Annotated in this window: 27 protein-coding genes and 1 tRNA gene; 21 read left to right on the top strand and 7 right to left on the bottom strand. The window is 69.6% G+C overall.

Annotated features, from left to right (window positions below):
* Window positions 1-7: 7 nt before the first annotated feature.
* The 3 genes from Q5722_RS02740 to Q5722_RS02730 all read left to right on the top strand — a co-directional run bounded on the left by Q5722_RS02740 (window position 8) and on the right by Q5722_RS02730 (window position 2,181).
* Window positions 8-325, top strand: a complete 318-nt coding sequence (locus tag Q5722_RS02740) for a hypothetical protein (RefSeq protein ID WP_305026681.1) — start codon at window positions 8-10, stop codon at window positions 323-325.
* Window positions 326-457: 132 nt separating this feature from the next.
* On the top strand, window positions 458-1,225 hold the full coding sequence (locus tag Q5722_RS02735; RefSeq protein WP_439652469.1) for an electron transfer flavoprotein subunit beta/FixA family protein: 768 nt from the start codon (window positions 458-460) through the stop codon (window positions 1,223-1,225).
* Window positions 1,226-1,236: 11 nt separating this feature from the next.
* Window positions 1,237-2,181, top strand: coding sequence for an electron transfer flavoprotein subunit alpha/FixB family protein (locus tag Q5722_RS02730; protein ID WP_305026679.1), 945 nt, complete (start codon window positions 1,237-1,239; stop codon window positions 2,179-2,181).
* A gap of 271 nt (window positions 2,182-2,452) precedes the next feature.
* Here the strand turns inward: Q5722_RS02730 and Q5722_RS02725 are convergent, their stop codons facing one another.
* Window positions 2,453-2,974 (bottom strand): SGNH/GDSL hydrolase family protein, encoded by a 522-nt coding sequence (locus tag Q5722_RS02725; RefSeq protein ID WP_305026678.1) that lies wholly within the window; start codon window positions 2,972-2,974, stop codon window positions 2,453-2,455.
* The gene (locus Q5722_RS02720; RefSeq protein WP_305026677.1) at window positions 2,971-3,483 is read right to left on the bottom strand and encodes an SGNH/GDSL hydrolase family protein; all 513 of its coding nucleotides are present in this window, start codon (window positions 3,481-3,483) and stop codon (window positions 2,971-2,973) included. Before Q5722_RS02720 ends, Q5722_RS02725 begins: the two co-directional genes overlap by 4 nt.
* Before the next feature lie 57 nt (window positions 3,484-3,540).
* On the opposite strand from Q5722_RS02720, the gene Q5722_RS02715 reads away from it, so the two are divergent.
* The 7 genes from Q5722_RS02715 to Q5722_RS02685 all read left to right on the top strand — a co-directional run bounded on the left by Q5722_RS02715 (window position 3,541) and on the right by Q5722_RS02685 (window position 7,361).
* On the top strand, window positions 3,541-4,791 hold the full coding sequence (locus Q5722_RS02715; protein ID WP_305026676.1) for a glutamate-5-semialdehyde dehydrogenase: 1,251 nt from the start codon (window positions 3,541-3,543) through the stop codon (window positions 4,789-4,791).
* Between the two features lie 34 nt (window positions 4,792-4,825).
* Complete coding sequence (locus tag Q5722_RS02710; RefSeq protein ID WP_305026675.1) at window positions 4,826-5,302, top strand: hypothetical protein; 477 nt, start codon at window positions 4,826-4,828, stop codon at window positions 5,300-5,302.
* A gap of 64 nt (window positions 5,303-5,366) precedes the next feature.
* A complete protein-coding gene (locus Q5722_RS02705; RefSeq protein ID WP_305026674.1) occupies window positions 5,367-5,525 on the top strand; it encodes a hypothetical protein in 159 nt (52 codons plus the stop codon).
* Window positions 5,526-5,529: 4 nt separating this feature from the next.
* The gene (gene nadD / locus Q5722_RS02700; RefSeq protein WP_305026673.1) at window positions 5,530-6,159 is read left to right on the top strand and encodes a nicotinate-nucleotide adenylyltransferase; all 630 of its coding nucleotides are present in this window, start codon (window positions 5,530-5,532) and stop codon (window positions 6,157-6,159) included.
* A complete protein-coding gene (rsfS, locus tag Q5722_RS02695) occupies window positions 6,156-6,539 on the top strand; it encodes a ribosome silencing factor (protein ID WP_305026672.1) in 384 nt (127 codons plus the stop codon). Before nadD ends, rsfS begins: the two co-directional genes overlap by 4 nt.
* 21 nt (window positions 6,540-6,560) lie before the next feature.
* Window positions 6,561-7,247, top strand: coding sequence for a histidine phosphatase family protein (locus Q5722_RS02690; RefSeq protein ID WP_305026671.1), 687 nt, complete (start codon window positions 6,561-6,563; stop codon window positions 7,245-7,247).
* A gap of 41 nt (window positions 7,248-7,288) precedes the next feature.
* Window positions 7,289-7,361 (top strand) — tRNA-Ala (locus Q5722_RS02685).
* Window positions 7,362-7,474: 113 nt separating this feature from the next.
* Here Q5722_RS02685 and Q5722_RS02680 read toward each other — a convergent pair.
* The gene (locus tag Q5722_RS02680) at window positions 7,475-7,909 is read right to left on the bottom strand and encodes a tyrosine-type recombinase/integrase (RefSeq protein WP_305026670.1); all 435 of its coding nucleotides are present in this window, start codon (window positions 7,907-7,909) and stop codon (window positions 7,475-7,477) included.
* A 200-nt stretch (window positions 7,910-8,109) separates the two neighbouring features.
* Between Q5722_RS02680 and Q5722_RS02675 the strand changes: the two genes are divergently transcribed.
* Window positions 8,110-8,889: a hypothetical protein gene (locus Q5722_RS02675; RefSeq protein ID WP_305026669.1), complete on the top strand. Its 780-nt coding sequence runs from the start codon at window positions 8,110-8,112 to the stop codon at window positions 8,887-8,889.
* 64 nt (window positions 8,890-8,953) lie between these two features.
* Here Q5722_RS02675 and Q5722_RS02670 read toward each other — a convergent pair whose 3' ends face one another.
* A complete protein-coding gene (locus tag Q5722_RS02670; RefSeq protein ID WP_305026668.1) occupies window positions 8,954-9,565 on the bottom strand; it encodes a TetR/AcrR family transcriptional regulator in 612 nt (203 codons plus the stop codon).
* A 112-nt stretch (window positions 9,566-9,677) separates the two neighbouring features.
* On the opposite strand from Q5722_RS02670, the gene Q5722_RS02665 reads away from it, so the two are divergent.
* The 4 genes from Q5722_RS02665 to Q5722_RS02650 all read left to right on the top strand — a co-directional run bounded on the left by Q5722_RS02665 (window position 9,678) and on the right by Q5722_RS02650 (window position 14,744).
* Window positions 9,678-10,820 (top strand): VOC family protein, encoded by a 1,143-nt coding sequence (locus tag Q5722_RS02665; RefSeq protein WP_305026667.1) that lies wholly within the window; start codon window positions 9,678-9,680, stop codon window positions 10,818-10,820.
* Window positions 10,817-11,758, top strand: a complete 942-nt coding sequence (locus tag Q5722_RS02660) for a fumarylacetoacetate hydrolase family protein (RefSeq protein WP_305026666.1) — start codon at window positions 10,817-10,819, stop codon at window positions 11,756-11,758. The genes Q5722_RS02665 and Q5722_RS02660 overlap by 4 nt, the downstream gene beginning before the upstream one ends.
* Window positions 11,755-13,641 carry an acyl-CoA synthetase gene (locus Q5722_RS02655; RefSeq protein WP_305026665.1) on the top strand — a complete coding sequence of 629 codons (1,887 nt, stop codon included), beginning with the start codon at window positions 11,755-11,757 and terminating at the stop codon, window positions 13,639-13,641. Before Q5722_RS02660 ends, Q5722_RS02655 begins: the two co-directional genes overlap by 4 nt.
* Before the next feature lie 164 nt (window positions 13,642-13,805).
* Complete coding sequence (locus tag Q5722_RS02650) at window positions 13,806-14,744, top strand: chymotrypsin family serine protease (protein WP_305026664.1); 939 nt, start codon at window positions 13,806-13,808, stop codon at window positions 14,742-14,744.
* An 18-nt stretch (window positions 14,745-14,762) separates the two neighbouring features.
* On the opposite strand, the gene Q5722_RS02645 is transcribed toward Q5722_RS02650, so the two are convergent.
* The 3 genes from Q5722_RS02645 to Q5722_RS02635 all read right to left on the bottom strand — a co-directional run bounded on the left by Q5722_RS02645 (window position 14,763) and on the right by Q5722_RS02635 (window position 17,879).
* Window positions 14,763-15,425, bottom strand: coding sequence for a TetR/AcrR family transcriptional regulator (locus Q5722_RS02645; protein ID WP_305026663.1), 663 nt, complete (start codon window positions 15,423-15,425; stop codon window positions 14,763-14,765).
* Window positions 15,426-15,556: 131 nt separating this feature from the next.
* On the bottom strand, window positions 15,557-17,086 hold the full coding sequence (locus Q5722_RS02640; protein WP_305026662.1) for a bifunctional 3-(3-hydroxy-phenyl)propionate/3-hydroxycinnamic acid hydroxylase: 1,530 nt from the start codon (window positions 17,084-17,086) through the stop codon (window positions 15,557-15,559).
* Between the two features lie 25 nt (window positions 17,087-17,111).
* A complete protein-coding gene (locus tag Q5722_RS02635; protein WP_305026661.1) occupies window positions 17,112-17,879 on the bottom strand; it encodes a 1-acyl-sn-glycerol-3-phosphate acyltransferase in 768 nt (255 codons plus the stop codon).
* Window positions 17,880-18,062: 183 nt separating this feature from the next.
* Between Q5722_RS02635 and Q5722_RS02630 the strand changes: the two genes are divergently transcribed.
* The 6 genes from Q5722_RS02630 to Q5722_RS02605 are packed head-to-tail and all read left to right on the top strand — an operon-like array spanning window position 18,063 to window position 23,851.
* Window positions 18,063-18,893: an MlaE family ABC transporter permease gene (locus Q5722_RS02630; protein WP_305026660.1), complete on the top strand. Its 831-nt coding sequence runs from the start codon at window positions 18,063-18,065 to the stop codon at window positions 18,891-18,893.
* Window positions 18,893-19,765, top strand: a complete 873-nt coding sequence (locus Q5722_RS02625) for an MlaE family ABC transporter permease (protein WP_305026659.1) — start codon at window positions 18,893-18,895, stop codon at window positions 19,763-19,765. The genes Q5722_RS02630 and Q5722_RS02625 overlap by 1 nt, the downstream gene beginning before the upstream one ends.
* A 4-nt stretch (window positions 19,766-19,769) precedes the next feature.
* Complete coding sequence (locus Q5722_RS02620) at window positions 19,770-20,816, top strand: MCE family protein (RefSeq protein ID WP_305026658.1); 1,047 nt, start codon at window positions 19,770-19,772, stop codon at window positions 20,814-20,816.
* A gap of 1 nt (window position 20,817) precedes the next feature.
* Window positions 20,818-21,828 (top strand): MCE family protein, encoded by a 1,011-nt coding sequence (locus tag Q5722_RS02615; RefSeq protein ID WP_305026657.1) that lies wholly within the window; start codon window positions 20,818-20,820, stop codon window positions 21,826-21,828.
* Entirely contained in the window at window positions 21,825-22,796 is a 972-nt protein-coding gene (locus Q5722_RS02610; RefSeq protein ID WP_305026656.1) for an MCE family protein, read from the top strand. Before Q5722_RS02615 ends, Q5722_RS02610 begins: the two co-directional genes overlap by 4 nt.
* 20 nt (window positions 22,797-22,816) lie before the next feature.
* The gene (locus tag Q5722_RS02605; protein WP_305026655.1) at window positions 22,817-23,851 is read left to right on the top strand and encodes an MCE family protein; all 1,035 of its coding nucleotides are present in this window, start codon (window positions 22,817-22,819) and stop codon (window positions 23,849-23,851) included.
* The last annotated feature ends 1 nt before the right edge of the window (window position 23,852 follow it).

The raw sequence follows: 23,852 nt of genomic DNA, 5'->3' as shown, positions 1-23,852 counted from the left end.
AGGGGCCGTGGGCTTCTCGATGACGCTCCCGCAGGTGCGCACCCGTGCTGCGCAGCTGCTGTGGGCCCTGTGCGTGCTGTTCGCGTTGTTCCTGGCGCTGGGCGCACTCACGTTCGCGCTGTCCGCCAACGCCGACAACGGCCTCGTGTCGTTCGTGCGCTCGGTGGCCGGCTGGGTGGACCTCGGGGTCTTCAGTCGCGACAACGGCATCAAGCAGTTCACCGGTGACAACGCCGATGTCAAGAACGCGCTGTTCAACTGGGGGATCGGGGCGATCTTCTGGCTCGTCCTCGGACGGGTCCTGGACCGCGTCGTCCGTCCCTGACACCGCATCTTGTGAGCGATCGCACGGTGGAACGACATACCGTGACGCCGTGACTCACCAGTAACATCACGACCAAATCCGACTGCACAGGAGGGGCCCCAGGGCCACACCACCATGAACATTGTTGTCTGTGTGAAGCACGTGCCGGACGCCACGGCCGACCGGAAGTTCGAGAGCGACAACACCGTCGACCGCGTTGGCGTCGACGGCCTCCTCTCCGAGCTCGACGAGTACGCCGTGGAGCAGGCGCTCCAGCTGGCCGAGAAGAACGAGGGCTCCGAGGTCACCGCCCTCTGCATCGGCCCGGAGGGCGCTGCTGACGCCGTCCGCAAGGCCCTCCAGATGGGTGCCGACAAGGGCGTCCACATCGTCGACGACGCGATCGCCGGCTCCGACGCCATCGCCACCTCGCTGGTGCTGGCCGAGGCGATCAAGAAGATCGGTACCCCCGACATCGTCATCACCGGCATGGCGTCGACCGACGCGGGCACCTCGCTCGTCCCGGCCGCCCTCGCCGAGCGCCTCGGCCTGCCGCAGGTCACCTTCGCCTCGGTCGTCGAGACCCAGGGCGACCAGATCCGCGCCAAGCGTGACGGCGACGCCGCCACCGAGGTCATCGGCGCCACCCTGCCGGTCGTCCTCTCGGTCACCGACCAGACCGGCGAGCCGCGCTACCCGTCGTTCAAGGGCATCATGGCCGCCAAGAAGAAGCCGCTCGAGACCCTGTCGCTGAGCGACCTCGGTGTCGACGCCGGCCAGGTCGGCCTCTCCGTCGCCTGGACCCAGGTCGAGGCCACCGCTGCCCGCCCGCCGCGCACCGCCGGCGAGATCGTCAAGGACGAGGACGGTTCGGGCGCCAAGGCGCTCGCCGACTTCCTCGCTTCCAAGAAGTTCATCTGAGGAGTCTGACAATGGCTGAGATTCTGGTTCTCGTCGACCACGTCGACGGTGCTGTCCGCAAGACCACCAACGAGCTCCTCACGATCGCCCGCCGCATCGGCGAGCCGTCGGCCGTCTTCATCGGCTCGGGCGCTGCCCCGGTCGAGGCGCTGGCCAAGTTCGGTGCCGAGAAGGTCTACGTCGTCGACGACGCCGAGATCAAGGGCTACCTCGTCGCCCCCAAGGCCGAGGTGCTGCAGCAGATCGCCGCCCAGGCCAACCCGGGCGCGATCCTGATCTCCTCCTCCGCCGAGGGCAAGGAGATCGCGGCTCGCCTGGCGATCAAGCTCGAGTCGGGTGTCATCACCGACGCCGTCGACGTCGACGCCAACGGTGTGACCACGCAGTCCGTCTTCGCGGGCAACTACACCGTCCAGGCGAAGGTCACCAAGGGCACCCCGATCATCACGGTCAAGCCCAACGCTGCCGCCCCGGAGGAGGTCGCCGGCGCCGGCACCGCCGTCCCGACGGCCGTCACCATCTCCGACGCCGCCAAGGCCGCCACCATCGTGGCCTCGCAGCCGCGTCAGGCGACGGGTCGCCCCGAGCTCACCGAGGCCGCCATCGTGGTCTCCGGTGGTCGTGGCACCGGCGGTGACTTCACCGCGGTCGAGGCCCTCGCCGACGAGCTCGGTGCCGCTGTCGGTGCCTCGCGTGCCGCCGTCGACTCCGGCTGGAAGCCGCACACCTTCCAGGTGGGCCAGACCGGCAAGGTCGTGTCGCCGCAGCTGTACGTCGCCAACGGCATCTCCGGTGCGATCCAGCACCGCGCCGGCATGCAGACGTCGAAGACGATCGTCGCGGTCAACAAGGACGAGGAGGCGCCGATCTTCGAGCTCGTCGACTTCGGTGTCGTCGGTGACCTGCACACCGTCCTCCCGGCGCTGACCAACGAGATCAAGGCGCGCAAGGGCTGACGCTCCGCATGAGCTGAATCCCGCGACCCAGGTCGTAGCGAACGCCCCGATCCTCTCCGGAGGGTCGGGGCGTTCGTCATCTCCGCCGAGACGGGCCTCGTGCCGCGCCGAGACGGGGCCCGTGCCGCGCCGAGACGGGGCCCGTGCCGCGCCGAGACGTGGCCTGTGCCCGGCACAGGCCCCGTCTCGGCGCGACTCGGTGAACGTCGTGCGGATCATGCTCCGAGCTCGTGACCCGTGGCGAGTCGAACCGAGTACGAGCCGGAGACGGTCAGCGACTGCGGCCAGTGGCGCGCGCGGCTTCCGCCAGTGCGGGCAGCAGCAGGTCGTACGCCGCCGGCGTGAGGTGGAAGCCGTCCTCGACGAACGCGGCTGCACCGAGGGGAGCCAGCACGGACGGGGTGCTCAGCACGCTGCCCCCGGCTCGCGTGACGGCCTCCGCCGCGGCGTCGGCGTACGCGCGGAGGCGGGCGTCGCTCCAGTGCCCCGACGCGCGTGACTCGTCGCATCCGGGAGACGTCATCAGGAGGACCGGTGTCTGGCCGGCCCAGGAGAGGAACCCCGAGACCGCCGCGCGGAACTCCTCCAGCGGGACCTCGCGCCAGCCCGCGTCGTTGGTGCCGATCGACACCACCACCACGTCGTATGCCGACGGGTCGAGCGTGGCCACCTGGCAGGGGAGGTCGGTGGCCACGGAGCCGCCGACCGCCACCGAAACGGCGCCCGGAGCGATCGACCAGCCGCCCCGGACCGGGCGGGCGAGGTGGCTGTCGCCGGCGATCAGGACCCTCACGCCAGGGCCCGCCGCGCGGCCCGCCGGAGCGCGGGTATGTACACGGCGTGCGCCAGCTTGCCGACGTGGATGCCGTCGGGCATGCGGCCGACGCGCCCGAGCGGCCCCAGCAGGCGCGGCGTGTCGACGAAGCGGCCGCCGGCAGCGGTCACGACGTCCCGCGCGGCGGCGGCGTAGGCCGCCATGTTCGCGTCGTCGTAGGCCGCGTCGGCACGCGGGTCGGCGCCCGGGCTGGACACGAACACCACGGGAGTCGGGCGCGCCCAGTCGACGAGCGACCGCACGGCGGCCGTGAAGTCGGAGAGGGGCACGGGCCGGGTGCCGGCGTCGTTGGTCCCGACGCCCAGCATGACGACGTCGAACTCCCGCGGGTCGAGATCGGCCACCTGCTGCGCGACCTCGAGGGCGGTCGCTCCGCCGACGGCCCGGTTGACGACGTGGCGAGCGACCGGAAGGGGGTAGCGGGCGAGGCGGGCAAGCTGGCTGTCGCCGCAGAGGAGGACGCGCATGGCTGCACCCTACGGACGACGGGGAGGACCGCGGGTCCGCCCCCGTAGGATTTCCTCGTGAGCATCGAGCAGGACGTCCAGGCAGCAGCACTCCGCGCCCGCGAGGCCAGCCACGAGCTGGCCGTCGCCACGCGCGCGACCAAGGACGCAGCGCTGCACGCGATGGCCGACGCGCTCGTCGCCCACACCCCGCGGATCCTCGCGGCCAACGCCGACGACGTCGCGCGGGCAGAGGAGGGCGGCACGCCGCCCAACATCATCGACCGCCTGCGCCTGACCGAGCAGCGGATCGCGGACATGGCCGACGGCCTGCGCATGGTCGCGGGCCTCGCCGACCCGGTCGGCGAGGTCGTGCGGGGCAGCACGCTGGCCAACGGCCTCGAGCTGCGCCAGATCCGGGTGCCGTTCGGTGTCGTCGGCATGATCTACGAGGCGCGCCCCAACGTCACCGCCGACGCCGCCGGCATCTGCCTGAAGTCGGGCAACGCGGTGCTGCTGCGCGGCTCGGGCAGCGCCCTGAGCTCCAACGCCGCCATCGTCGAGGTGCTCCGCGACGCCGTCGCGGGCGCCTCCCTGCCCGCCGACGTCATCCAGCTGGTATCTGCGGAGAGCCACGACTCGGTCAAGGCGCTGATGCAGGCCCGCGGCCTGGTCGACGTGCTCATCCCGCGCGGTGGCGCCGGTCTGATCAACGCGGTGGTCACCGAGTCGATCGTGCCGGTCATCGAGACCGGCGTCGGCGTCTGCCACGTCTACGTCGACGCCGCCGCTGACCTCGACAAGGCGCTGGCCATCGTCATGAACTCCAAGACCCACCGCACGAGCGTCTGCAACTCCGCCGAGTCGCTGCTCGTGCACGAGGCGATCGCCGACGACTTCCTCCCGCGGGTGATCGAGGCACTCCAGGGCGCTGGGGTGGCGATCCACGGCGACGACCGCTTCCAGGAGTACGACGACGTCACCGCCGCCACCGACGAGGACTACGCGTGCGAGTACCTCGCGCTCGAGATCTCGGCGCGCGTGGTGGGCGACATCGAGGACGCCATCGCGCACATCCGCCGCTTCTCGAGCGGCCACACCGACGCGATCGTCACCGAGGACCAGCGGGCAGCGCGTCGCTTCACCGCGGCGGTCGACTCGGCGGCGGTGATGGTCAACGCCAGCACGCGATTCACCGACGGCGGCGAGTTCGGCTTCGGGGCCGAGATCGGCATCTCGACGCAGAAGCTGCACGCGCGCGGCCCCATGGGCCTGCCCGAGATGACCAGCACGAAGTACGTCGTCACCGGCGACGGCCACATTCGCTGACAGCGTCACTTCCCAGCCGGTAGCGTCCGCACCCGTGAAGGCGATCCTGGGCACCCTCGGTTACTCGATCCTGGGTTCGGTGATCCCCCTCTTCAACGTCGAGGTCTACCTCGTCGGCATCGCCACCCTCATCCCGAGCTCGGCGATCATCCCCGTCGCGATCGCGGCCGGCGCGGGCCAGGCCGCGGGCAAGGTGGTCTGGTATCACGGCTCCCTGCGCAGCATGAGCATGCCGTGGATGCAGAAGCGGCTCGAGACGCCGAAGTTCAAGGCGCGCTACGAGCGGTGGGAGAAGGTCGTCAACGGGCACCCGCTCGCTGCAGCGGGGCTGACCTTCGCCTCGGGCCTGATCGGCGTACCTCCGCTGCTGGTGATGGGCGTGCTCGGCGGCGCGCTGCGGATGAACCAGGTGATCTTCTTCGGTGCGATCTTCCTCGGGCGGGCCCTGCAGTCGTGGGCGATCCTCGCAGGCTTCACCTCGCTGCTCGACGTGCTGCCGGTCGGCCACTGAGCGGCGTACGACGTCACACGGTCAGTGACGCCGGTCGGGGCCGGGGACCGGTATCGTGTCCGCCATGCTGAGCACCTTCGTTCTTGCCCTGGTCGCGACCGCCGAGAAGGCGGAGGAGACGACCAACGCCCCCTACATCATCGGCGGCGTCACGCTGGGCATCCTGATCGTCTCCCTGCTGCTGGTCGTCTTCGCGATCGGTGGCGGCCGCGAGCACAGCTGATCGCATGACTCCTCGCCGCCGCGTGGGCGTGATGGGTGGCACGTTCGACCCCATCCACCACGGCCACCTCGTGGCGGCGAGCGAGGTCCGCGCGTGGTTCGACCTCGACGAGGTCGTCTTCGTCCCCACGGGTGACCCGTGGCAGAAGACCGCACGCGACGGCCGGTCGGTCAGTCCCGCCGAGCACCGCTACCTGATGACGGTGATCGCGACGGCGGCCAACCCGAGCTTCCGGGTCTCGCGCGTGGACATCGACCGTGACGGTCCGACGTACACGATCGACACGCTGCGCGACCTCGCCGCGGAGATGCCGGATGCGGAGCTCTACTTCATCACCGGCGCCGACGCGCTGACCGAGATCTTCACCTGGCGCGACGTGGCGGAGCTCTTCGAGCTCGCGCACTTCGTCGGCTGCACCCGCCCGGGGTACGAGATGGACCCGGCCACGATCGGGGACATTCCCTCCGATCGTGTTTCCATCGTGGAGATCCCGGCGCTGGCCATCTCCTCGACCGACTGCCGTGAGCGCACCGAGCGCGGGGAGCCGATCTGGTACCTCGTGCCCGATGGCGTCGTGCAGTACGTCGCCAAGCACCGCCTCTACACACCTGCCCTCGAAGGGGACACCGCATGACCGCCCACGAAGAGTCCGTCCGCCTGATCACCATCGCCGCGCGCGCTGCCGCGGACAAGAAGGCGACCGAGATCCGGGCGTACGACGTCAGCGAGCAGGTCGGCATCACCGACGCCTACCTCCTGGCCACCGGCAACAACGAGCCGCAGGTCAAGGCGATCGTCGAGGAGATCGAGGACAAGCTCCGCGAGGACAGCGCCCTCAAGCCGATCCGCCGCGAGGGCGACAAGGAGGGCCTGTGGGTCCTCCTCGACTTCGGCGACATCGTGATCCACGTGCAGCGCCAGGAGGAGCGCGAGTACTACGCGCTCGAGCGCCTGTGGCGCGACAGCCCCCTCATCGAGCTTCCCAAGGACCTGCACGGTCCTGCGGACGCCTGATCCCTCCCTGATCGACGGCTCGTGAGCGCGCAGCACATGCCGGGGGCCGCCTCCGGAGAGGTACGCCGCCTGGTCGTGCTGCGCCACGGCCGCACCGCCTGGAACGCCGAGGGCCGCGCCCAGGGGCACTCGGACGTCTCGCTCGACCGCTCCGGCCACGCGGAGGCCGCTGCGGCGGCGCCGTGGATCGCCCGGCTGTCGCCGGTGGCCCTGTGGTCCTCCGACCTCGCCCGGGCGCGCGAGACCGCGGCGTACGTCGCGAAGGAGAGCGGCCTCGACCCGGTCTTCGACGCGCGCCTGCGCGAGTTCGCGCTGGGGGAGCGGACGGGGCTGACGAACGCCGAGTTCGAGGCCCGCTTCCCGCAGCAGTACGCGGCGTTCAGGGAAGGGCGCTGGGACCCGCTGCCGGGCATGGAGACGACCGAGGAGCTCGCCGCCCGTGTCTCCGCCGCGCTGGTGGACCTCGTCGCCTCGATCGCGCCGGGGGAGACCGCGGCCGTCGTGGCGCACGGCGGAGCGATCAAGGTCGGTGTCTCCGCCCTGCTCGGCTGGACCCCGGAGATCGCCCAGGCGCTGCGTCACCCGGTCAACTGCGGCTGGGCGCTGCTCGAGCACGAAGGCCCTGTTTCCGCTGGTCGGTGGCGTCTGGCGGCCTGGAACCTGTCCGTGCCGGACCCCGATTTCACATCCGCGCCACCTGTTCGCTAAAGTTCTCGTCGTTGCCCGGGAGACCGGGGAACAACCCACCTGGGGGTGTGGCGCAGCTGGTAGCGCACCTGCATGGCATGCAGGGGGTCAGGGGTTCGAGTCCCCTCACCTCCACAGGAAACACAAACAGCCTCTGATCTGCGGAAACGCGGATCAGAGGCTGTTTGTCATTTCGGCCGAAACGGCTGGATTTCGCGGGGGTGCACACGAAAGTGCAGCAACGCTGGTCACGAATGACCCCCTTCCGCGAGTCTCGCGCCGAGATTTGCGAGGGCATCGCGGGTGGAAGACGACGCCACCTGGCTGTAGATGTTCATCGTTACGGAGATCTGGCTGTGCCGCATGATGGCCATCGCGACTCGAGGATGGACGCCGAGTTCGACCAGCAGCGACGCGCACGTGCGACGGGTTGAGTGGACCGGGATGACAGGCACGCCGGCCAGTTCCGCGCGGCGCTTGAAGCTGCGGTTGAAGTTGCGCGGGTCGATGGGCAGTCCGAACTGCGTCGAGAACACGAGGCCGGAGTCGTGCCACGCCTCGCCGGCGCGACGTTTCCAGCGGTTGCTCAGGACTCGGTGCGAGCGGAGGGCTTCGACGCAGATATCTGGAAGCGGCAGAAGTGCGTCCGAGGAGGCAGTCTTGGTGGCGCTGGCTGTGGACAACTCATCCCGGCCCCTCACGATGCCGCCAGTTCGCGTACGTCGTGATGGCCGGGATTGCACAGAGCCAGGGACGACGGCAGCCGCGATCTCGGTCCGGCCTATGGCTGCCCGGCGGCTCGCTCATGCGGTCTCCGCTGCGCGCATGGTCTCCGCCAACAACAGAGTTGACGAAATCATCAGTTTCTTGTCATTGTCCTCGCATGCGCTTTCTGCCTGGTCGCTTGTCGGTCGTCGTGCCACTTGTGGTCCTCGGGTTGCTCCTGGTGATCGCCTGCGGGCTCGAGATCGTGGCTCGCAATGAAGTCGAGTCGCGCGTCGCGCACGAGGCGGTCCGACTCCTCGAGGCTGCCCACTGTGAATCCCGTCGTGTGACGGCTTCGGTGTCTTCGCCGGTGCTTCTGCAGGCGCCGCGCGACACGTTCCGTGAGGTCCGGGTCGGCGTCGACCAGCTCGGGACGGTGGGTGGTCCGACCGACGTCACCGTCACGATGCACGGTCTCGACGTGAAGCACCGGGTGGTGGACCGGGTCGATGTGCGGGGAACGTTGAGCTGGGCCAGTGCAACGGCCCTGCTCCGCGCGAGCGATGAGCGGGCGGCGTCCCTGGGTGCCCACTTCGCTCGGCCGGCGGGTGCGCATCCAGTCGTCGAGTTCGCTGTTGACGGCCCCTTGGGGGCGGCGAAAGCGCAGGCGGAGCTCTCCCTGGCTGTCGCCAGCGGATATGTGATCGCGACGGTGGTGCGCGTGACCGTTGCCGGCGTCGATGCCCCGGTTCCTTCGCTTGGGTTGGGTGATGCGCTCCGTCTGAGGTGGTCGGGCGGCCTGCCGGAGAAGCTGAGTCTTACGCGAGTGTCGGGCAGTCAGGGCGGCCTGGCGTATCGCGCCTCGGGCACGTCGGTGGGCGTCGATGACCTCGCGGGCTTCACGTGTGCTGACACAGGCTCCGGCGATGGTGATGAGGCCACGGGTCAGTCGAGCTGAGCGCCGACGTGCTCCGCGAAAGCGACAGAGGCGCGGCAGTCTTGTGCGCTGCCTGGAGGGCCGGTCAGGCGGTCAGGGAGGCCGATGGCAGGGGGGTGGTGGCCAGGGCGCGGGCCTCGCCCGGTGCGATCCCGAGGGCGATGAGGATCAGCTCTGCGGCGTCGCTGCTGGCCTCGCGCCAGCCCTGGTGTCCCTCGAGGGCCATCCAGATGGCGGCGACCGTCGTGCCCATGATCATGCTGGCGATGCTGAGGTCGCGACCACGTTCGGCGGTGTACCGCCCGGCGTCGATCCCTTCGTTCAGGTCCCTCAGTGGCGGGCCGGAGAGCATCTCGCGCAGGGACTCGTCGGTGAGGCCGAAGCGAACGAAGAACCGACCCATGGCCGGATTCTCGTGCGCGTGCCGGACGAGGAGCCTGATGCCTGTGGCGAGTCTGAGGGCAGGATCCGTGATGCCACTTGCACCCATGACCTCGTTGACCCGCTCGTGCACGTCGATGGCGAGCTGCATGCGGACCTGCTCGTAGAGCCCGTCGACCGATTCGACGTTGCGATACAGGGTGCCCCGAGCGACGCCGGCCTCGGACGCCAGGTCGCTCACGCTCAGCTCCGTGTGTCCGCGCTCGGCGAAGAGCCGCACTGCGGCGTCGTGAATCCGGCGCTCCGTTGCGTTCATGGCGACCCCCTGTTGGCTGTATCCGACCGTACTGGTCCGTGTCGAGTAGAGCAAAATACAGAACGAATGAACATTCTTGACAGATATTGAACACAGATGTTCAACTGAGTGCATGACCGACGCGAGCCACCACGGCACCCACAACGACCTGCACAGCGAGCAGGGTGCGCTGGCGGGGGAGCACCCCGGCCGGGCGCGGAACCCGCTCATCAAGGTGCTCGACCTCGCCTGGCTGGAGTTCGAGAAGCCCGATCTCGACGGTGCGGAGCGGTTCGCGCAGGCCTTCGGGTTCGTCACTGTCGCGCGTACGCCGACCGAGCTGCAGCTGCGTGGCGCGCTCGCCGGCGCGCCCTGCGTGATCATCCGCAAGGGGCCGCGCTCGCGCTTCGCCGGATCGGCCTTCCGGGCAGCCGCCATCGACGACCTCGTCCGCCTCGCGTCGGCGACCGGCGCAGCGGTCCGGCCCCTGCCTGACTCGATCGGCGGGCGGGTCGTCGACCTCGTCGACCCCAGCGGTGCCCGTGTCCGGGTCGTGGCGGAGACGCACGACCTTCCCGCTCTCGGCACCCAGGCGGCCCACGTCCTCAACGCCGGCGGTGACGTGAAGCGTGTCAACGCCACCCAGCGGCCTCCGCGGGTGCCGGCCGTCATCGAGCGCCTCGGCCACGTGGTGCTCCAGTCGACGCGCTACCGGGAGACCCTCGACTGGTACCTCGAGCACCTGGGCCTGATCGTCAGCGACTTCAAGTTCTTCGAGGGCCAGCGCGAGGCGGGCCCGACGATGAGCTTCATCCGGTGTGACCAGGGTTCGGTCGCGGTCGACCACCACACGCTCGCGCTCACCCTCGGTCCGCGCAACCGGTACGTGCACTCCGCCTTCCAGGTCAGCGACCTCGACGCGCTCGCGGCGGGCGGCGAGTTCCTGCTGGAGGAGGGCTACGACCGTTCGTGGGGCATCGGTCGCCACATCGAGGGAAGCCAGATCTTCGACTACTGGCGCGACCCGGACGGCTTCCTCGTCGAGCACTTCACCGACGGCGACATGTTCGACTGCACGCTCGAGCCCGGCTGGTCGCCCATGACCGCGTCCGGGCTGGCCCAGTGGGGACCGGCGCCGACCGCTGACTTCATGGGCATCAAGCCCACCCGCGCCGACACCTACCGCGAGCTCCGGTCGATGGTGACCGCGCTCCGGGACGACAACGAATTCACCTCCCGGCGCCTCGCCGGCCTGATGAAGGTAGCCCGTTCATGACGACCACGATCCTCCGCACTGTCGACGCCTGGTGGGTGCAGACCGGCCTGGGTGCCGCTCGCATCGACACGGCGGCGACGACGACGCGGGAACTCCTCGCCGACCGCCGCGCGATCGAGATGGCCGCGCTCGCCGAAGAAGCGACTCCCCTCGAGACGCTGCACCTGGTGTCACCGGTGACCGCGCCGTGCCGCGTCGTCGCCCAGATGACCAACTTCCGCTCCCACATCAGTGATGCCGGCATGGATCCGGACACCATCCCCATGACGTTCTTCCGCAAGACGTCGGGATCCATCTGTGGGCCCGAGGACGAGATCATCAAGCCCGCCCACGTGCAGCTCCTCGACTACGAGGTCGAGATCGGCATCGTGTTCGGCAAGGCGCTGCCCGTCGGCACGGAGATCACCGCCGCGAACCTGCCTGACTTCGTCGCGGGCCTGGTCGTCACCAACGACATCTCCGCCCGGGACCTGCAGCTGCCCAAGACCCAATTCTTCGAGAGCAAGTCGTATCCGACCTTCACCCCCGTCGGGCCGGCGCTCGTGCTCCTCGACGAGGACGAGCTCGCGCGGTTCGACGACCTGCGGCTGACGTTGCGCGTCAACGGTGAGGTCCGCCAGGACTCGGTGGTCGGCGACGACATGGTCTATCGCCCGCTCGAGGCGATCCGCTACCTGACCGGCTTCCAGCACCTCGATGCGGGCGACGTCCTCCTGACCGGTACGCCGGTGGGCACCGCGCTCAGCGCCCCTCCGAAGCCGATCGAGGTGATCGGCAGCCTGCTGCCCGCGCACGTGAAGTGGAAGGCCTTCTTCAAGAGGCAGGCGAAGAACACCAGGTACCTGCAGGACGGAGATGTCGTCGAGGCGACCGTCTCCACGCCCGACGGTGCGATCGACCTCGGCACGCAGCGCAACACCGTCCGGTGGGCACGATGAGCGCGGCGCTGTGGCCGCCGTACGCCGGCTTCGCCGATCTCCCTCACATCGAGAAGGTCCCGCTCGCCGAGCGTGACCTGCCGCCGACGACGTTCGACCTCCTCCGCCGTGCCGCCTTCCTGTGGCCCGCGAAGGTGGCGGCCTCGGTCCTTCCGGACGCCTCGCGGTGGAAGGAGCACGTCGACCTCACCTACGGCGACCTCTACGCATCGGTCGTCCGCTACGCGAACGCGCTCCACGAGCTGGGCGTCCGGCGAGGCAACGCGGTCGGCCTGATGTCGACCAACTGCGCTTCGCTGATCCCGGCCACGCTGGCGGCGCAGGTCGCGGGCATCGCGGCGCCGGTCAACCCGGGGCTGAACCCGGAGCACGCCGCCACGCTGCTCGAGCGGTCGGGCACGGCGGTCCTCATCGCTGCCGGGCCGGAGCTGGACGCCTCGATCTGGACGACCGCACTCGACATCGCGCGCAGCGGGGGCGTCTCGGTGCTGCTGGCGCTCCGCCCCACGGACGCGACCGGCCCGGCCCCGGACCTTCCCGCGGTGGAGGGGGTGCTGTGCGTGTACCTCGACGACCTCGCGGCAGTGCAGGCGGCCAGCGCCTTCGCCGGCCAGGAGCCGGCAGCAGACGACATCGCGTCCGTCTTCCACACCGGAGGCACGACCGGCATCCCGAAGCTCGCCGCGCACACCCATGCCAACGAGGTCGCAGACGCCTGGATGATCGCGGCCAACTACCTGCTCGACGACGACGACGCGATCTTCGCCGCGCTCCCGCTCTTCCACGTCAACGCCCTCGTGGTGACGACGCTGGCTCCGCTGTTCCGCGGCCAGCGGGTCGTCTGGGCCGGGCCACTCGGCTACCGCGACTTCGCGCTCTACGCGGAGATCTGGCGAATTGTCGAGGCGTTCCGGATCGCGACCATGAGCGCCGTTCCGACGGTCTACCAGGTGCTCGCCCAGTGCCCCGTCGACGCCGACATCTCCTCGATGGCCTTCGCGGTCGCGGGAGCCTCGGCGCTGCCGAGGGCCGTCGCGGAGGCGTTCACCTCCTCCACCGGCGTACCGCTGGTGGAGGGCTACGGACTGACCGAGGCGACCTGTGCGAGCATCCGGAGCTTCCCCGACGACGTCCGTCCCGGGTCGGTCGGCCAGCGCATGCCGTACCAGCAGGTCAAGGTCGTCAAGGTCGAGGCCGACGGCTCGTGGACCGACCTCCCGGCGGGGGAGACAGGCCTGCTCGTGATCGGTGGGCCGACGGTCTTCCCCGGCTACGTCGTCGGTCACGACGGCACCGGTCCCGTGCTGGACGACCTGGGCAAGCTGAAGGACGGCTGGCTCGACACCGGTGACCTCGCCCGCATCGATGCCGAGGGCTTCGTGTACCTCACCGGTCGGGCCAAGGACCTGATCATCCGGGGTGGCCACAACATCGACCCGTCGATGATCGAGGACGCTCTCCTCACGCACCCCGAGGTGGTGGCCGCGGCGGCCGTCGGCCGCCCGGACGCCTACGCGGGAGAGGTGCCGGTGGCCTACGTGACGCTGGCCGTCGGGGCCCGGACGAGTGCCGAGGAGCTCCGCGCCTGGGCCGCTGCCGCCGTTCCCGAGAAGGCTGCCGCCCCCAAGGTGGTGGAGATCCGCGACGCTCTGCCGGTAACCGACGTCGGCAAGCCCTACAAGCTCCCGCTGCGCGCTGATGCGCTGCGGGACGAGGTCGCCCGGGCGCTCGAGGGCGTTCCGGAGGTCAACGGGGTGGACGGCGTTGTCGTCGACGGGTCCGTGGAGGCCGTCGTCTACGCCGAGCCCGACGTCGACGAGGCCCGCGTTGCCAAGGTCCTGGGTGCCTATGCACTCACCTGGCGCCTTCACGTGACGCGCTGACGACCGCGTCGGCCTCACAGCTCCGGGAGGGAGCACGGGCGCACCGACGAACGACACGTCGGTGCGCCCGTGGGGCGCCATCCAGAACAGGCGCCGACGCGCAGGCGGGGCGTTCATCAGCATCGACAAGCGGCATCAGACCCATCGTGACCTGGAGGAAGACCATGACGACTGCACGACGCATCGGACCCCGCGGGCGCGTGGCCCTGACCGGCCTCCTCCTGCTTGCTGGTCCAGCGGTGTCCGCCTGCGACACCGAGGTGGCCACGGGCGTCTCGGCGCAGGCTTCCTCCTCGGCCTCCGGGCAGGTCGCGTCCCCGCTGACCCGCCGATCGGACCGTTGGGCGTCAGCGGGCGAGGCCGTCCTCACGCCCGGCGTCCAGGCGTACACCGCAGGTGGCGGCCAGTGCACGACGAACTTCGTCTTCACGGACGCTGACGCACGCGTGTACCTCGGGCAGGCGGCGCACTGCGGCAGCACGGGAGAGTCCTCCGACACCAACGGGTGCGATACGGGGAGTGTCGAGCTGGGGACCCGGGTCATCTTCCGGGAGCACGGTACGCCGCTCGACGAGGGAAAGCGCCTGGCCGCGGGCACGCTCGTCTACAGCAGCTGGCGGGCCATGCAGCACGACAACGAGCACAACGCGGCGACGTGTGCGTACAACGACTTCGCACTGATCAGGATCGACAGTGCCGACGCGAAGCAGGTCAATCCGTCGGTGCCGTTCTGGGGCGGCCCGACAGGAATCGACACCGACGGCGTCGCTGCCGGAGACCCGGTGTACAGCTACGGGAACTCGAGCTTGCGGTTCGGACTCACGGAGTTCTCCCGCCAGCAGGGAACCGCGCGCTCTGACGACGCTGCGGCCGACGGCTGGTCCCACTCGCTGGTGTCGCCGACGCCCGGAGTGCCTGGCGACTCCGGCAGTGCGTACCTCTCGGGGCCGGGGCTCGCGCTCGGGACACTGTCCACGCTCGGGCTGAGCATCCCCATCATCAACAGCGTGGGTGACCTGGGCAGGGAGCTGCGCTATGCGCAGGCGCACTCCGGCATCGCCGGCCTGGCCCTCGAGCTCGGGACCACGCCGTTCAACGGCTGAGGAGCCGTCGGCTGGCCCTCAGGCTGAGGCGTCGAGCGCCGGCACGATGAACTCGGGCAGCTCGAGGGCCACGAGGCGATCGGCGTCCCTGGCCTTCACCCCCAGCATCCGCAGCAGGTCGAGGAGCATCCGGTCCGTCGTCTCCGCGTCGTCGCGCTCGGGATCGTCGTGGATGAGCTGGCCCAGCGTCAGCGCGGCGCCGGCGATGACGGCCACCGTGACGTCGAGGTCAGCGATGGCGAAACGTCCTGCGTCCCGCGCGCGCTCGAGATCGCGTCGTACGCGGGGGAGAAGGCCGGAGTTCTGCCGCAGGATGTCGGACCCGATGGCGAGGACGACCCCGCTCAGCTGCGGCTCGATGCGGTGCAGACGGCCGGTCAGGCGGAAGCTCGTCGCGAACACCGCAGCCGGGTCGGCGATGTCGCTCGTGAGGGCGTCGAGGACCGCGCCGTGCGTGTCCAGGGCTTCGAGGACCGCGGCCTCGTACAGCTCCTCCCGCGTGGCGAAGTGGTTGTAGAAGGAGCCGAGACCGATGTCCGCCAGCTGGGTGATCTCGAGGATCGGCACGTTCTGCCGACCGTCGGCCATCAACGTCTGGGCTGCCTTGATCAGGGCGGCCCGGGTCCGGGCCTTGCGGGCCTCCAGGCGGTTCGACCGCGGCGCATCGTTCGTTGACGACATGGACTTCTCCCTCACGAGTCTGCTGGCGCAGTGGACGAACGGCCGGCGATGTTCACTTCTGACGATTCTTGCAAAGCCTGATGCTGCTTCTGCGTGCCACGCGCCGCGTCGGCCGCCCTTCTCGTCACGGGTCAGCAGGCGAAGCGACGGAACGCCTCGTTGACGACGAGGCTCGGCGTCTGGGCCGACATCAGCACGGTGCCGTCCGGCCGCACGAGCGCGGCCCTCGCGCGACCGCCCCCCAGCCAGGTGCCGGCGGGGCTGCTCGCCTCGACCCGGATGACCCGGCAGCCGCGCGCCTCCAGCGCGTGCCGGACCGGGTAGGAGAGCTCGGTGGTGGTGATCAGCCGGAACGGCTGGTCGGTGCTCCACCCGCCGTTCAGCCGCGAGATCGTGGCGTACGGCGCCAGGCGCCCGGCGAGGCGATCGCGTCGTCGCGCGTTGATCCAGTCGGAGCGCGTCAGCGGTGCCGTCTCGCTGTCGGCGATCCGCCTGCGCGCCCGGGGAACCGCGAGGGCGGCCGGCGCCAGGTAGCGGCGGAGGGCGTTGCCGACCCTCCCGCCGGACGTCATCACGACACCCGTCAGCTTCGCGAGACGGATGATCGTGTCGACGTGCTGCTTGCGCTCGGGCTCGTAGCTGTCCAGGACATCCTCAGGTAGCCGGCCCTGCAGGACGCCGGCGAGCTTCCAGGCGAGGTTCATGCTGTCGCGCAGACCGGCGCCCATGCCCTGGCCGATGAACGGCGGCGTCAGGTGCGCAGCGTCGCCCAGGAGGAAGAGACCCTCTCGTCGCCAGCGGTCCGCGATCATCGCGCGGAAGGTGTACTCGGCCACCCGGACGAGCTCGAACCCGGAGGTGTCCGATTCCGTGGTCCACGGCTCGATCAGGGGAGCAACGTCATCGAGCGTGGCGTAGTCGGCTGCGGACTCGCCGTCCCGCAGCTGGAACTCCCACCGGTACCGGTCCGCCCCGACGCGCATGTAGGTCGCCGCACGCCCGCTGTCGCAGACCTGGTGCACGCCTTCCCACTGGTCGAGGGTCTTCTCCGATGTCACGTCGATGACCAGCCATCGCTGCTCGAAGCGCAGGTCCTGCATCGTGGCGCCGACGGCCTGGCGGACGATGCTGTTGGCTCCGTCGCACCCGAGCACGAAGCGGGCACCCACCGTCTGCCCGGTGCCGGTCGTGCGGTCGGTGTAGGAGACCGCGTAGCCGTCTCCGACCTCGGCGACATCGGTCACGATCACGTCGCCCCGGAAGTCGACGAGCGGAAGCTCGTGCATCCGCGCTCGGAGGACTCGCTCGAGCACCGGCTGGTCGAACATGTTCGCCCGGGGATAGCCGGAGCTGGGAGCGAGGCCGCCGCGGTCGATCTCGGCGAGGACCCGCAGGTCACGGTCGAGCAGGCGCAGACCGAGAGCAGGCCGCGAGATCGCAGTGAACTCGGCGGCGACGCCGAGGCGGTCGAGGATCGTGAAGACCTCGTCGTCGAGATGCACAGCCCGCGGCTGCGGATAGACGTCGGCCCACCGGTCCAGCACGACGACGGGCACGCCGAGCTGGGCCAGGAGGATGGCGCTGGTGACGCCGGTCGGGCCTGCGCCGACGATCACGACCGGGGACGTCACGGCGTCGGCGGTGGCGGGATTGCTGCTCATGCGAGTTTCTCCGTAGTGGTGTGGGTCAGCCCAGAAGGAAGCGTCGGTCGGCGACGAGGTCGTCCATGCGCTGCTGCATCGCCTGCTGAACACGCTCGGCGAACGCGGCCGCGTCCTCGTCCGGATGGGGACGCATCGCCGGCAGGACGGCAGTGACGAGCTTGGAGGGAAGCGGGAGGTACGGCGCCATGCCGGCCACCCCGACGTTCAGCCCCCACGGGAAGGTGAGGCTGACCGGGAGTGCCTTGACGCGCAGCCACTTCGGCATGCCGAGCCGCGCTGCGAGGCCCTGACCGTCGGACAGGACGAGAAGAGACTCGCCGGCGCCCGCAGTCACGACCGGAACGATCGGCACACCTCGCTCCATGGCCAGCCGTGCGAAGCCGCTCCGCCCACCGAAGACGATCTCGTTGCGCCTCTGGAAGGGCTTCGCCGCTTCGACGTCGCCTCCGGGGAAGACGACGACATGGTGCTCAGCGTCAAAGCCCGTGGCTGCGTTCCCCGCCGAAGCGGGCAGGCAGCCGAGCGGCTCGACCAGCCAGCCGAAGCCCATCTTCCATGCGATCTGGTGCACCAGATAGGTGAGCGGGCGATCGGTGACGTGTCCGAGCGTCCGGGACATCGCGATGACGTTGAGGTCGAAGACGCCGCCGAAGCCATGGTTGCCCACCACGAGCGAAGGCTCGTCGGGGAAGGGGGCGTCCACGACGAACTCGTGGCGGTGGTACGCCGCGATCCAGGCCTCCGCGGACTCGCGCGTCGTCTGTGCCCATGCGGGTGTCGGGTCGGTCATGGACAGTGGTCCACCTTCGCTAGAGAACGGTATTGATGAAATCGTCAATGATGAACACTGGTTCGTCAAGACTAGTGATGAATTCGTCAGAAGTGCTTGACTGACGCGCCGTTCGTCACTGACGATCTATTCAGTACTGATCAAGAAGGTGACAGTGCCACCCCTCAGATGAAGGACGCAGACATGAGCCGGACACGAGAAACCGGGCTGCACGGACTGGTGAGCGGCGTCGGTGAGCGCGGGCTGACGGCGCTCGAGACGACGGGCCGGCTGATCCTGCTCGCGGGCGAGACCGTGAGTGCCGCTGCCGGTGACATCGTGACGCGCCGGTTCTCCTGGGCGGAGTTCCTCCACCAGGTGTGGTTCATGGCGCGGGTCGCCTTCCTGCCGACGATCCTGGTGTCGATCCCGTTCGGGGTCATCGTCGCCGTGCAGATCGGCGGCATCTCGGCACAGATCGGCGCCTCCTCGATGCAGGGTGCGGTCAACGGGGTCGGGGTCCTGCGCCAGGGTGCACCGCTGGTGACGTCGCTGATGATCGCGGGCGTCGTCGGCTCGGCCATCACGGCCGACCTCGGAGCACGGACCGTGCGCGAGGAGATCGATGCGCTCAAGGTGATGGGCCTTTCGCCGATCCGGCGCCTCGTGGCGCCGCGCCTGGTCGCCGGGCTGGCGGTCGCCATCGTCCTCACTGCCGTTGTCGCGACGACGTCCATCCTGACGAGCTTCGCGCTCGTGGTGGGCGGCGGCAAGGTGAGTGCGGGAACCTACCTCGGTGGGTTCGCGTCGTTCGCGCAGCTGACCGATCTGGCGCTCGCCATGTTCAAGGCCCTGGTCTTCGCGTTCATCGCCATCCTCGTGGCGGCTCAGAAGGGCCTCAACGCCCACGGCGGGCCCAAGGGGGTGGCCGATGGCGTCAACCAGTCGGTCGTCCTCAGCGTGATCCTGCTCGCCGTCGTCAACGTCGCCATCACCCAGGCGTACGTGATGCTCGTGCCGCAGAGGATCGCGTGATGAGCGGCCGTCAGGCCGATCGCGGGGGAGCGGCCACCACGATGCGGCGCGCCGCGGCGGCCTCGACGGCAAGCACCCGCAGCGCACTGGCCGACCTCGGCAGGTTCAGCACGTTCGCAGGTCGCGCTCTTCGCGCCGTACCGGCCACGCTGCGCAAGTACCCCGACGAGATGCTGCGCCAGTTCACCGACATCGCCTGGGGGAGCGGCGCGATCCTCGTCGGCGGCGGAACGATCGGCGTGATGGTCCTCCTCTCCATCGCCGCCGGCACCTCGCTCGGCATCGAGGGATTCAGCGGCCTGGAGGTCGTCGGCCTGGCCCCGCTGACCGGCTTCATCTCGGCTGCTGTCGCGACGCGCGAGATCGCCCCGCTGGTGGCTGCCCTCGCCCTCGCCGCCCAGGTCGGCTGTCGCTTCACCGCCCAGATCGGCTCGATGCGACTCCACGAGGAGATCGACGCACTCGAGGTGATGGCCGTCAGCTCACTCCGCTACCTGGTCACCACCCGCGTCATCGCGGCGATGCTCGCCATCGTCCCGCTCTACCTGGTGGGCCTGATCGGCTCCTATCTGGCCGCAGAAGGCACGGTCGTCTACGTCTTCGGTCAGTCGCCGGGCACCTACCTGCACTACTTCCAGGGCTTCATCGACGGCCGCGACATCACGTTCTCGGTCATCAAGATCCTGATCTTCGCGATCACCGTCACCCTCATCCACTGCTGGTACGGGTTCAACGCCTCCGGCGGTCCACAAGGGGTCGGTGAAGCCACCGGCCGCGCGATCAGGGCCAGCATCGTCGCCGTCGTCCTCCTGGACATGTTCCTGACCCTTCTCTTCTGGGGCACCACTCCCGGGTTCCGGATCTCGGGGTGACGCGATGCGATTCATGAAGAACGGCGAGCCCACCGAGACCTACTTCCTGCTCCACGGGCTCGCGCTCCTCCTCGTCCTCGTTGCCGCAGGCACCGCAGGACTGTCACTCCGCGGCTCGCTGCGCGACGTGGCGCGCGTGCACGTCCGGATGGCCAACATCGGCGGCGGTGTCACTGCCGGTTCCGACGTGAAGGCGCGCGGCCTCGTCGTCGGCACGGTGGACTCCGTGTCCGGCAGGCCTGGCGACATCACGCTCGACGTCTCCATCGACGACGCGGCGCTGCGCCGTATCCCGAGCTCCGTCGTGGCGCGAGTCCTCCCGGCATCCGTCTTCGGCACGTCCTTCCTCGACCTGAACGTCGACACAGCGCGGCCCGCGCCCGCACTCGCGTCCGGCGACACCATCAGGCAGGACCTCTCCGCCCCGACGCTCGAGCTCCAGCGTGCACTCGACAGCATCGACCAGCTGGTGTCGGCCCTCGGCCCCGCCGACCTGTCGGTCGTCCTGCACGCGCTGGCAGCCTCCCTCGACGGGAAGGGCAAGCAACTCGGGACGAGCATCGACCAGCTCGACCACCTGTTGTCCGTCATCAACCCCAGGATGCCCCTCTTCCGTGACGACGTCCGGCTGCTGCGCATCAACATGAGCACCGTCCGGCGCCTCGCGCCGGACCTGATCACCACGCTCGACAACACCGCCGACATCGCCCGCGGGGTCGTCCGCCACCAGAAGGAGCTCCACGCCCTGCTGATCGCTGCGATCCAGCTCGTCGACGACAGCGACCACCTGCTGGATGCGACGGAGACCAGGTACGCGCGTGCGATCCTCGAGTCGGCAGGCGTCGTGGACGCCGTCTACGACAACCGGCGCGGAGTGTCGGAGCAGTCACGCGCCCTGAACCGGCTCATGCACCAGGTCCTCTCCATCACCGATGGCGGTCCCATCCGGCTGGACATCCGCCTCGTGGACCCGGGCGCCTTCCACTACTACACCTCCCGCGACTGCCCCCGCTACGGCAGCAGCGCCGGATCGAACTGTCCGGGGAACTGACATGACTGGCTTCAGGACTCTTGCGGCGAAGTGCGCCGCCTTCGGGATCTCGGGCGTGCTGCTGATCGGCCTGCTCTACAACACCATGACCGCCGGAGCAGGAGAGGCGCCACGGCACTTCTCGGCGACGTTCGTCGATGTCAGCGGCCTGCGTGTCGGTGACGACGTGCGGGTCGCCGGCGTCGCCGTCGGCCATGTCGACCGGATCGAGGTCGACGGCGCCCGTGCACGCGTGGCGTTCTCGTTGACCAGGGAGCAGGAGATCACCGACACCAGCGGCCTGGTCCTGCGCTACCAGAACCTCATCGGGCAGCGCTTCCTCGCCCTGGTCGCGGGCCCGAAGCCCGGCACCGCGCTCGCCTCCGGCGCCTCGATCCCCGTCGACCGCACCAGCCCGGGCTTCGACCTCACCGCACTCCTCAACGGGTTCCGCCCACTCTTCCAGGTCCTCAAGCCGGCCGACATCAATGCGCTCTCCGAGTCGATCGTGCAGGTGCTGCAGGGTGAGGGCGGAACGGTCTCCTCACTGCTCCGTCAGACCACCGAGCTGACGAACTACCTCGCGGATCGCGACAAGCTCTTCGACAGGGTCGCCCAGAACCTCACCCCCTTGCTGGTGGAGGTGGCTCGCACGGGTCCAGCGATGCAGCAGTCCGTGCGTCAGCTCGCCTCGCTCACCAGTGGGCTGGCCCGCGACCGGCGGACCTTCGGAGCGAGCATCGACGGGCTTTCGGTCGCGATCGGCAAGACCGACCGGATGGTCAGCGCGATCCGCCCCGACCTGCGCAACGACCTGCGTCTGCTGGCACTGGTCAGTCGCACCTACGCCGCGAACGGCAAGGCCTGGGGTCGCTCGTTCGGTGACTTCGGTGCCGTGCTCGAGGCACTCGGGCGCTCGACGTCGTACCGGAGCGCGATCACGACGCTGGTCTGCAACCTCACCATCAGCTCCGGCGACACCCGGATCCCGGTCGGCACGCCGGCCGACCGTCACTCGGAGGTATGTCGATGAAGTCCTCGTGGAAGGAGCCGCGCACGGTCGGAGTCATCGGCCTGCTCTCCCTCGTCCTGCTGGGCGCCATCGTGGTGGTGCTGAGCTCCGTCTCGTTCGGAAGCCGCGAGTACCGTGCCGAGCTCGCCCAGACGGCCGGCCTGCGGGTCGGTGAGGCAGTCGAGGTGGCCGGCGTGGAGGTCGGGGAGGTCACCGCGCTGGACCTGGTGGACAAGCACGTCGAGGCACGGTTCACCGTCGATCGAGGAGTGCACATCGGCTCGCGGTCCACCGCGTCCGTGCGAGTCGCGACGCTGATGGGCACCCACTACCTCGCGGTTGCGCCAGCCGGGTCAGGCGAGCCCGCCGACGCCACGATCCCGCTGAGCCGTACGTCGGTGCCGTACAACCTGCAGGACGTCATCGACAACGGCACCGACCAGTTCGAGGCCCTCGACACGAAGGCGCTGAGCGGTGCCCTCGCCGCGGTGACGCAGACCCTGCGGGCCAGCGGGACCGACCTCGGTCCCGCTGCGCGTGGCGTGACCCGCCTGTCGACCATGGTGACCCGACAGGGCGCCCAGTACGAGCGCCTCTTCGGAGCTGCTCGCACCGTCTCCGACCAGCTCTCGGCGTCGACGACGGACCTCGTCACGCTCATGAAGGCCTCGAACCTCTTCCTCTCCGAGCTCGTCAGACGGCGCGACAAGATCCACCAGCTCCTCCTCAACGTCCAGCACCTGTCGACGACGGTCAGCGGCATCGTCTCGGACAACGACGCGACCCTGGGGCCACTCCTGCGCAACCTGCACACGGTCAACACCGTGCTGCTCGCTCGCGAGAAGGAGCTGAAGAAGGCGATCCACCAGGTCGCCGTCTCCGCCCGCTACCTCGACAACGCCTCCGGCAACGGCCCTTGGTTCGACCTCTACATCCCGGACGGAACGCCGGATGCCGTCCACTGCCTCACGAACGGATGCCCCCAGTGAAGCGACTCCTGACTGCTCTCGTGAGCATCGCGATCCTCGCGCTGGTGATCGCGATCGTCCGCCAGCCCGCTCCTCGGCACATCACGGTGATGCTGCCCGACTCGGCCGGCCTGTTCGTCGGCAACGACGTGGGCGTCCTCGGTGTCCCCGTCGGACGCGTGGTGTCCCTCGACCCCGACGGCGACACCGTCAAGGCCCGCCTCGAGATCACGAACGCCGACATCGAGCTCCCTGCCGACGCGGGTGCAGCCGTGGTGACCCGCAGCATCGCAGCTGACCGCTACATCGAGCTCACGCCCGTCTACACCGGGGGCAGGACCCTGGCGGACGGTGCGGTCATACCGATGCGCCGCACCGCGACGCCGGTGGACTTCGACAAGGCCCTCGCCTCGATGACGAAGCTGGGCAACGACCTGACCAGCAACCCTGCCGTGTCGACCGACCTACGCGACCTGATCGACGTCTCGGCAACCACCCTCGACGGCAACGGCAAGGCGATGCACGACGCGACGACCGGCCTGGCCAGTGCGCTCGGCGAGGTCAACGCCCAGCGCAACACGCTCGTCGGCACCGTGCGGTCGATGACGGCACTCGCGACGGCGCTCAATGCCAACGAGTCGACCGTGCGGGCCTTCGTGGACAACCTCGCCGACGCGGCCGACCTGCTGGCCGACGAGCGCACCAGCATCGGCGCGGCGCTCACCTCTCTCTCCGCGTCCATCGACGATGTCAGCAGGCTTGCCCGGCGCCACCGCGCCGCGCTGACGACGGACGTGAGGGGCCTGACCCGGACGCTCCACAACACGCTGGCGAGCCAGGCTGACGTCGAGGAGGCACTCGACACCCTGCCGCTCCTGGGGCAGAACCTCGAACGTGCAGCCCCCTCCGGGCGGATCCGGCTCCAGCTCGACCCGGCAGCACTCACGCCGCTCGGCCCCTACATCGAGAAGCTCTGCTCCAGGCTCGGATCGGTCTGCAACAGCCTCGCTCTCACCCTGAACCCGACGACGCTCACCAGCATCGTCCTCGACCTGCTCCACGGTGGGGGGATCTGAC

This window comes from Nocardioides jiangxiensis, assembly GCF_030580915.1.
Classification (GTDB): Bacteria; Actinomycetota; Actinomycetes; order Propionibacteriales; family Nocardioidaceae; genus Nocardioides; species Nocardioides jiangxiensis.
This window is presented reverse-complemented; position numbering and strand designations above follow the sequence as displayed.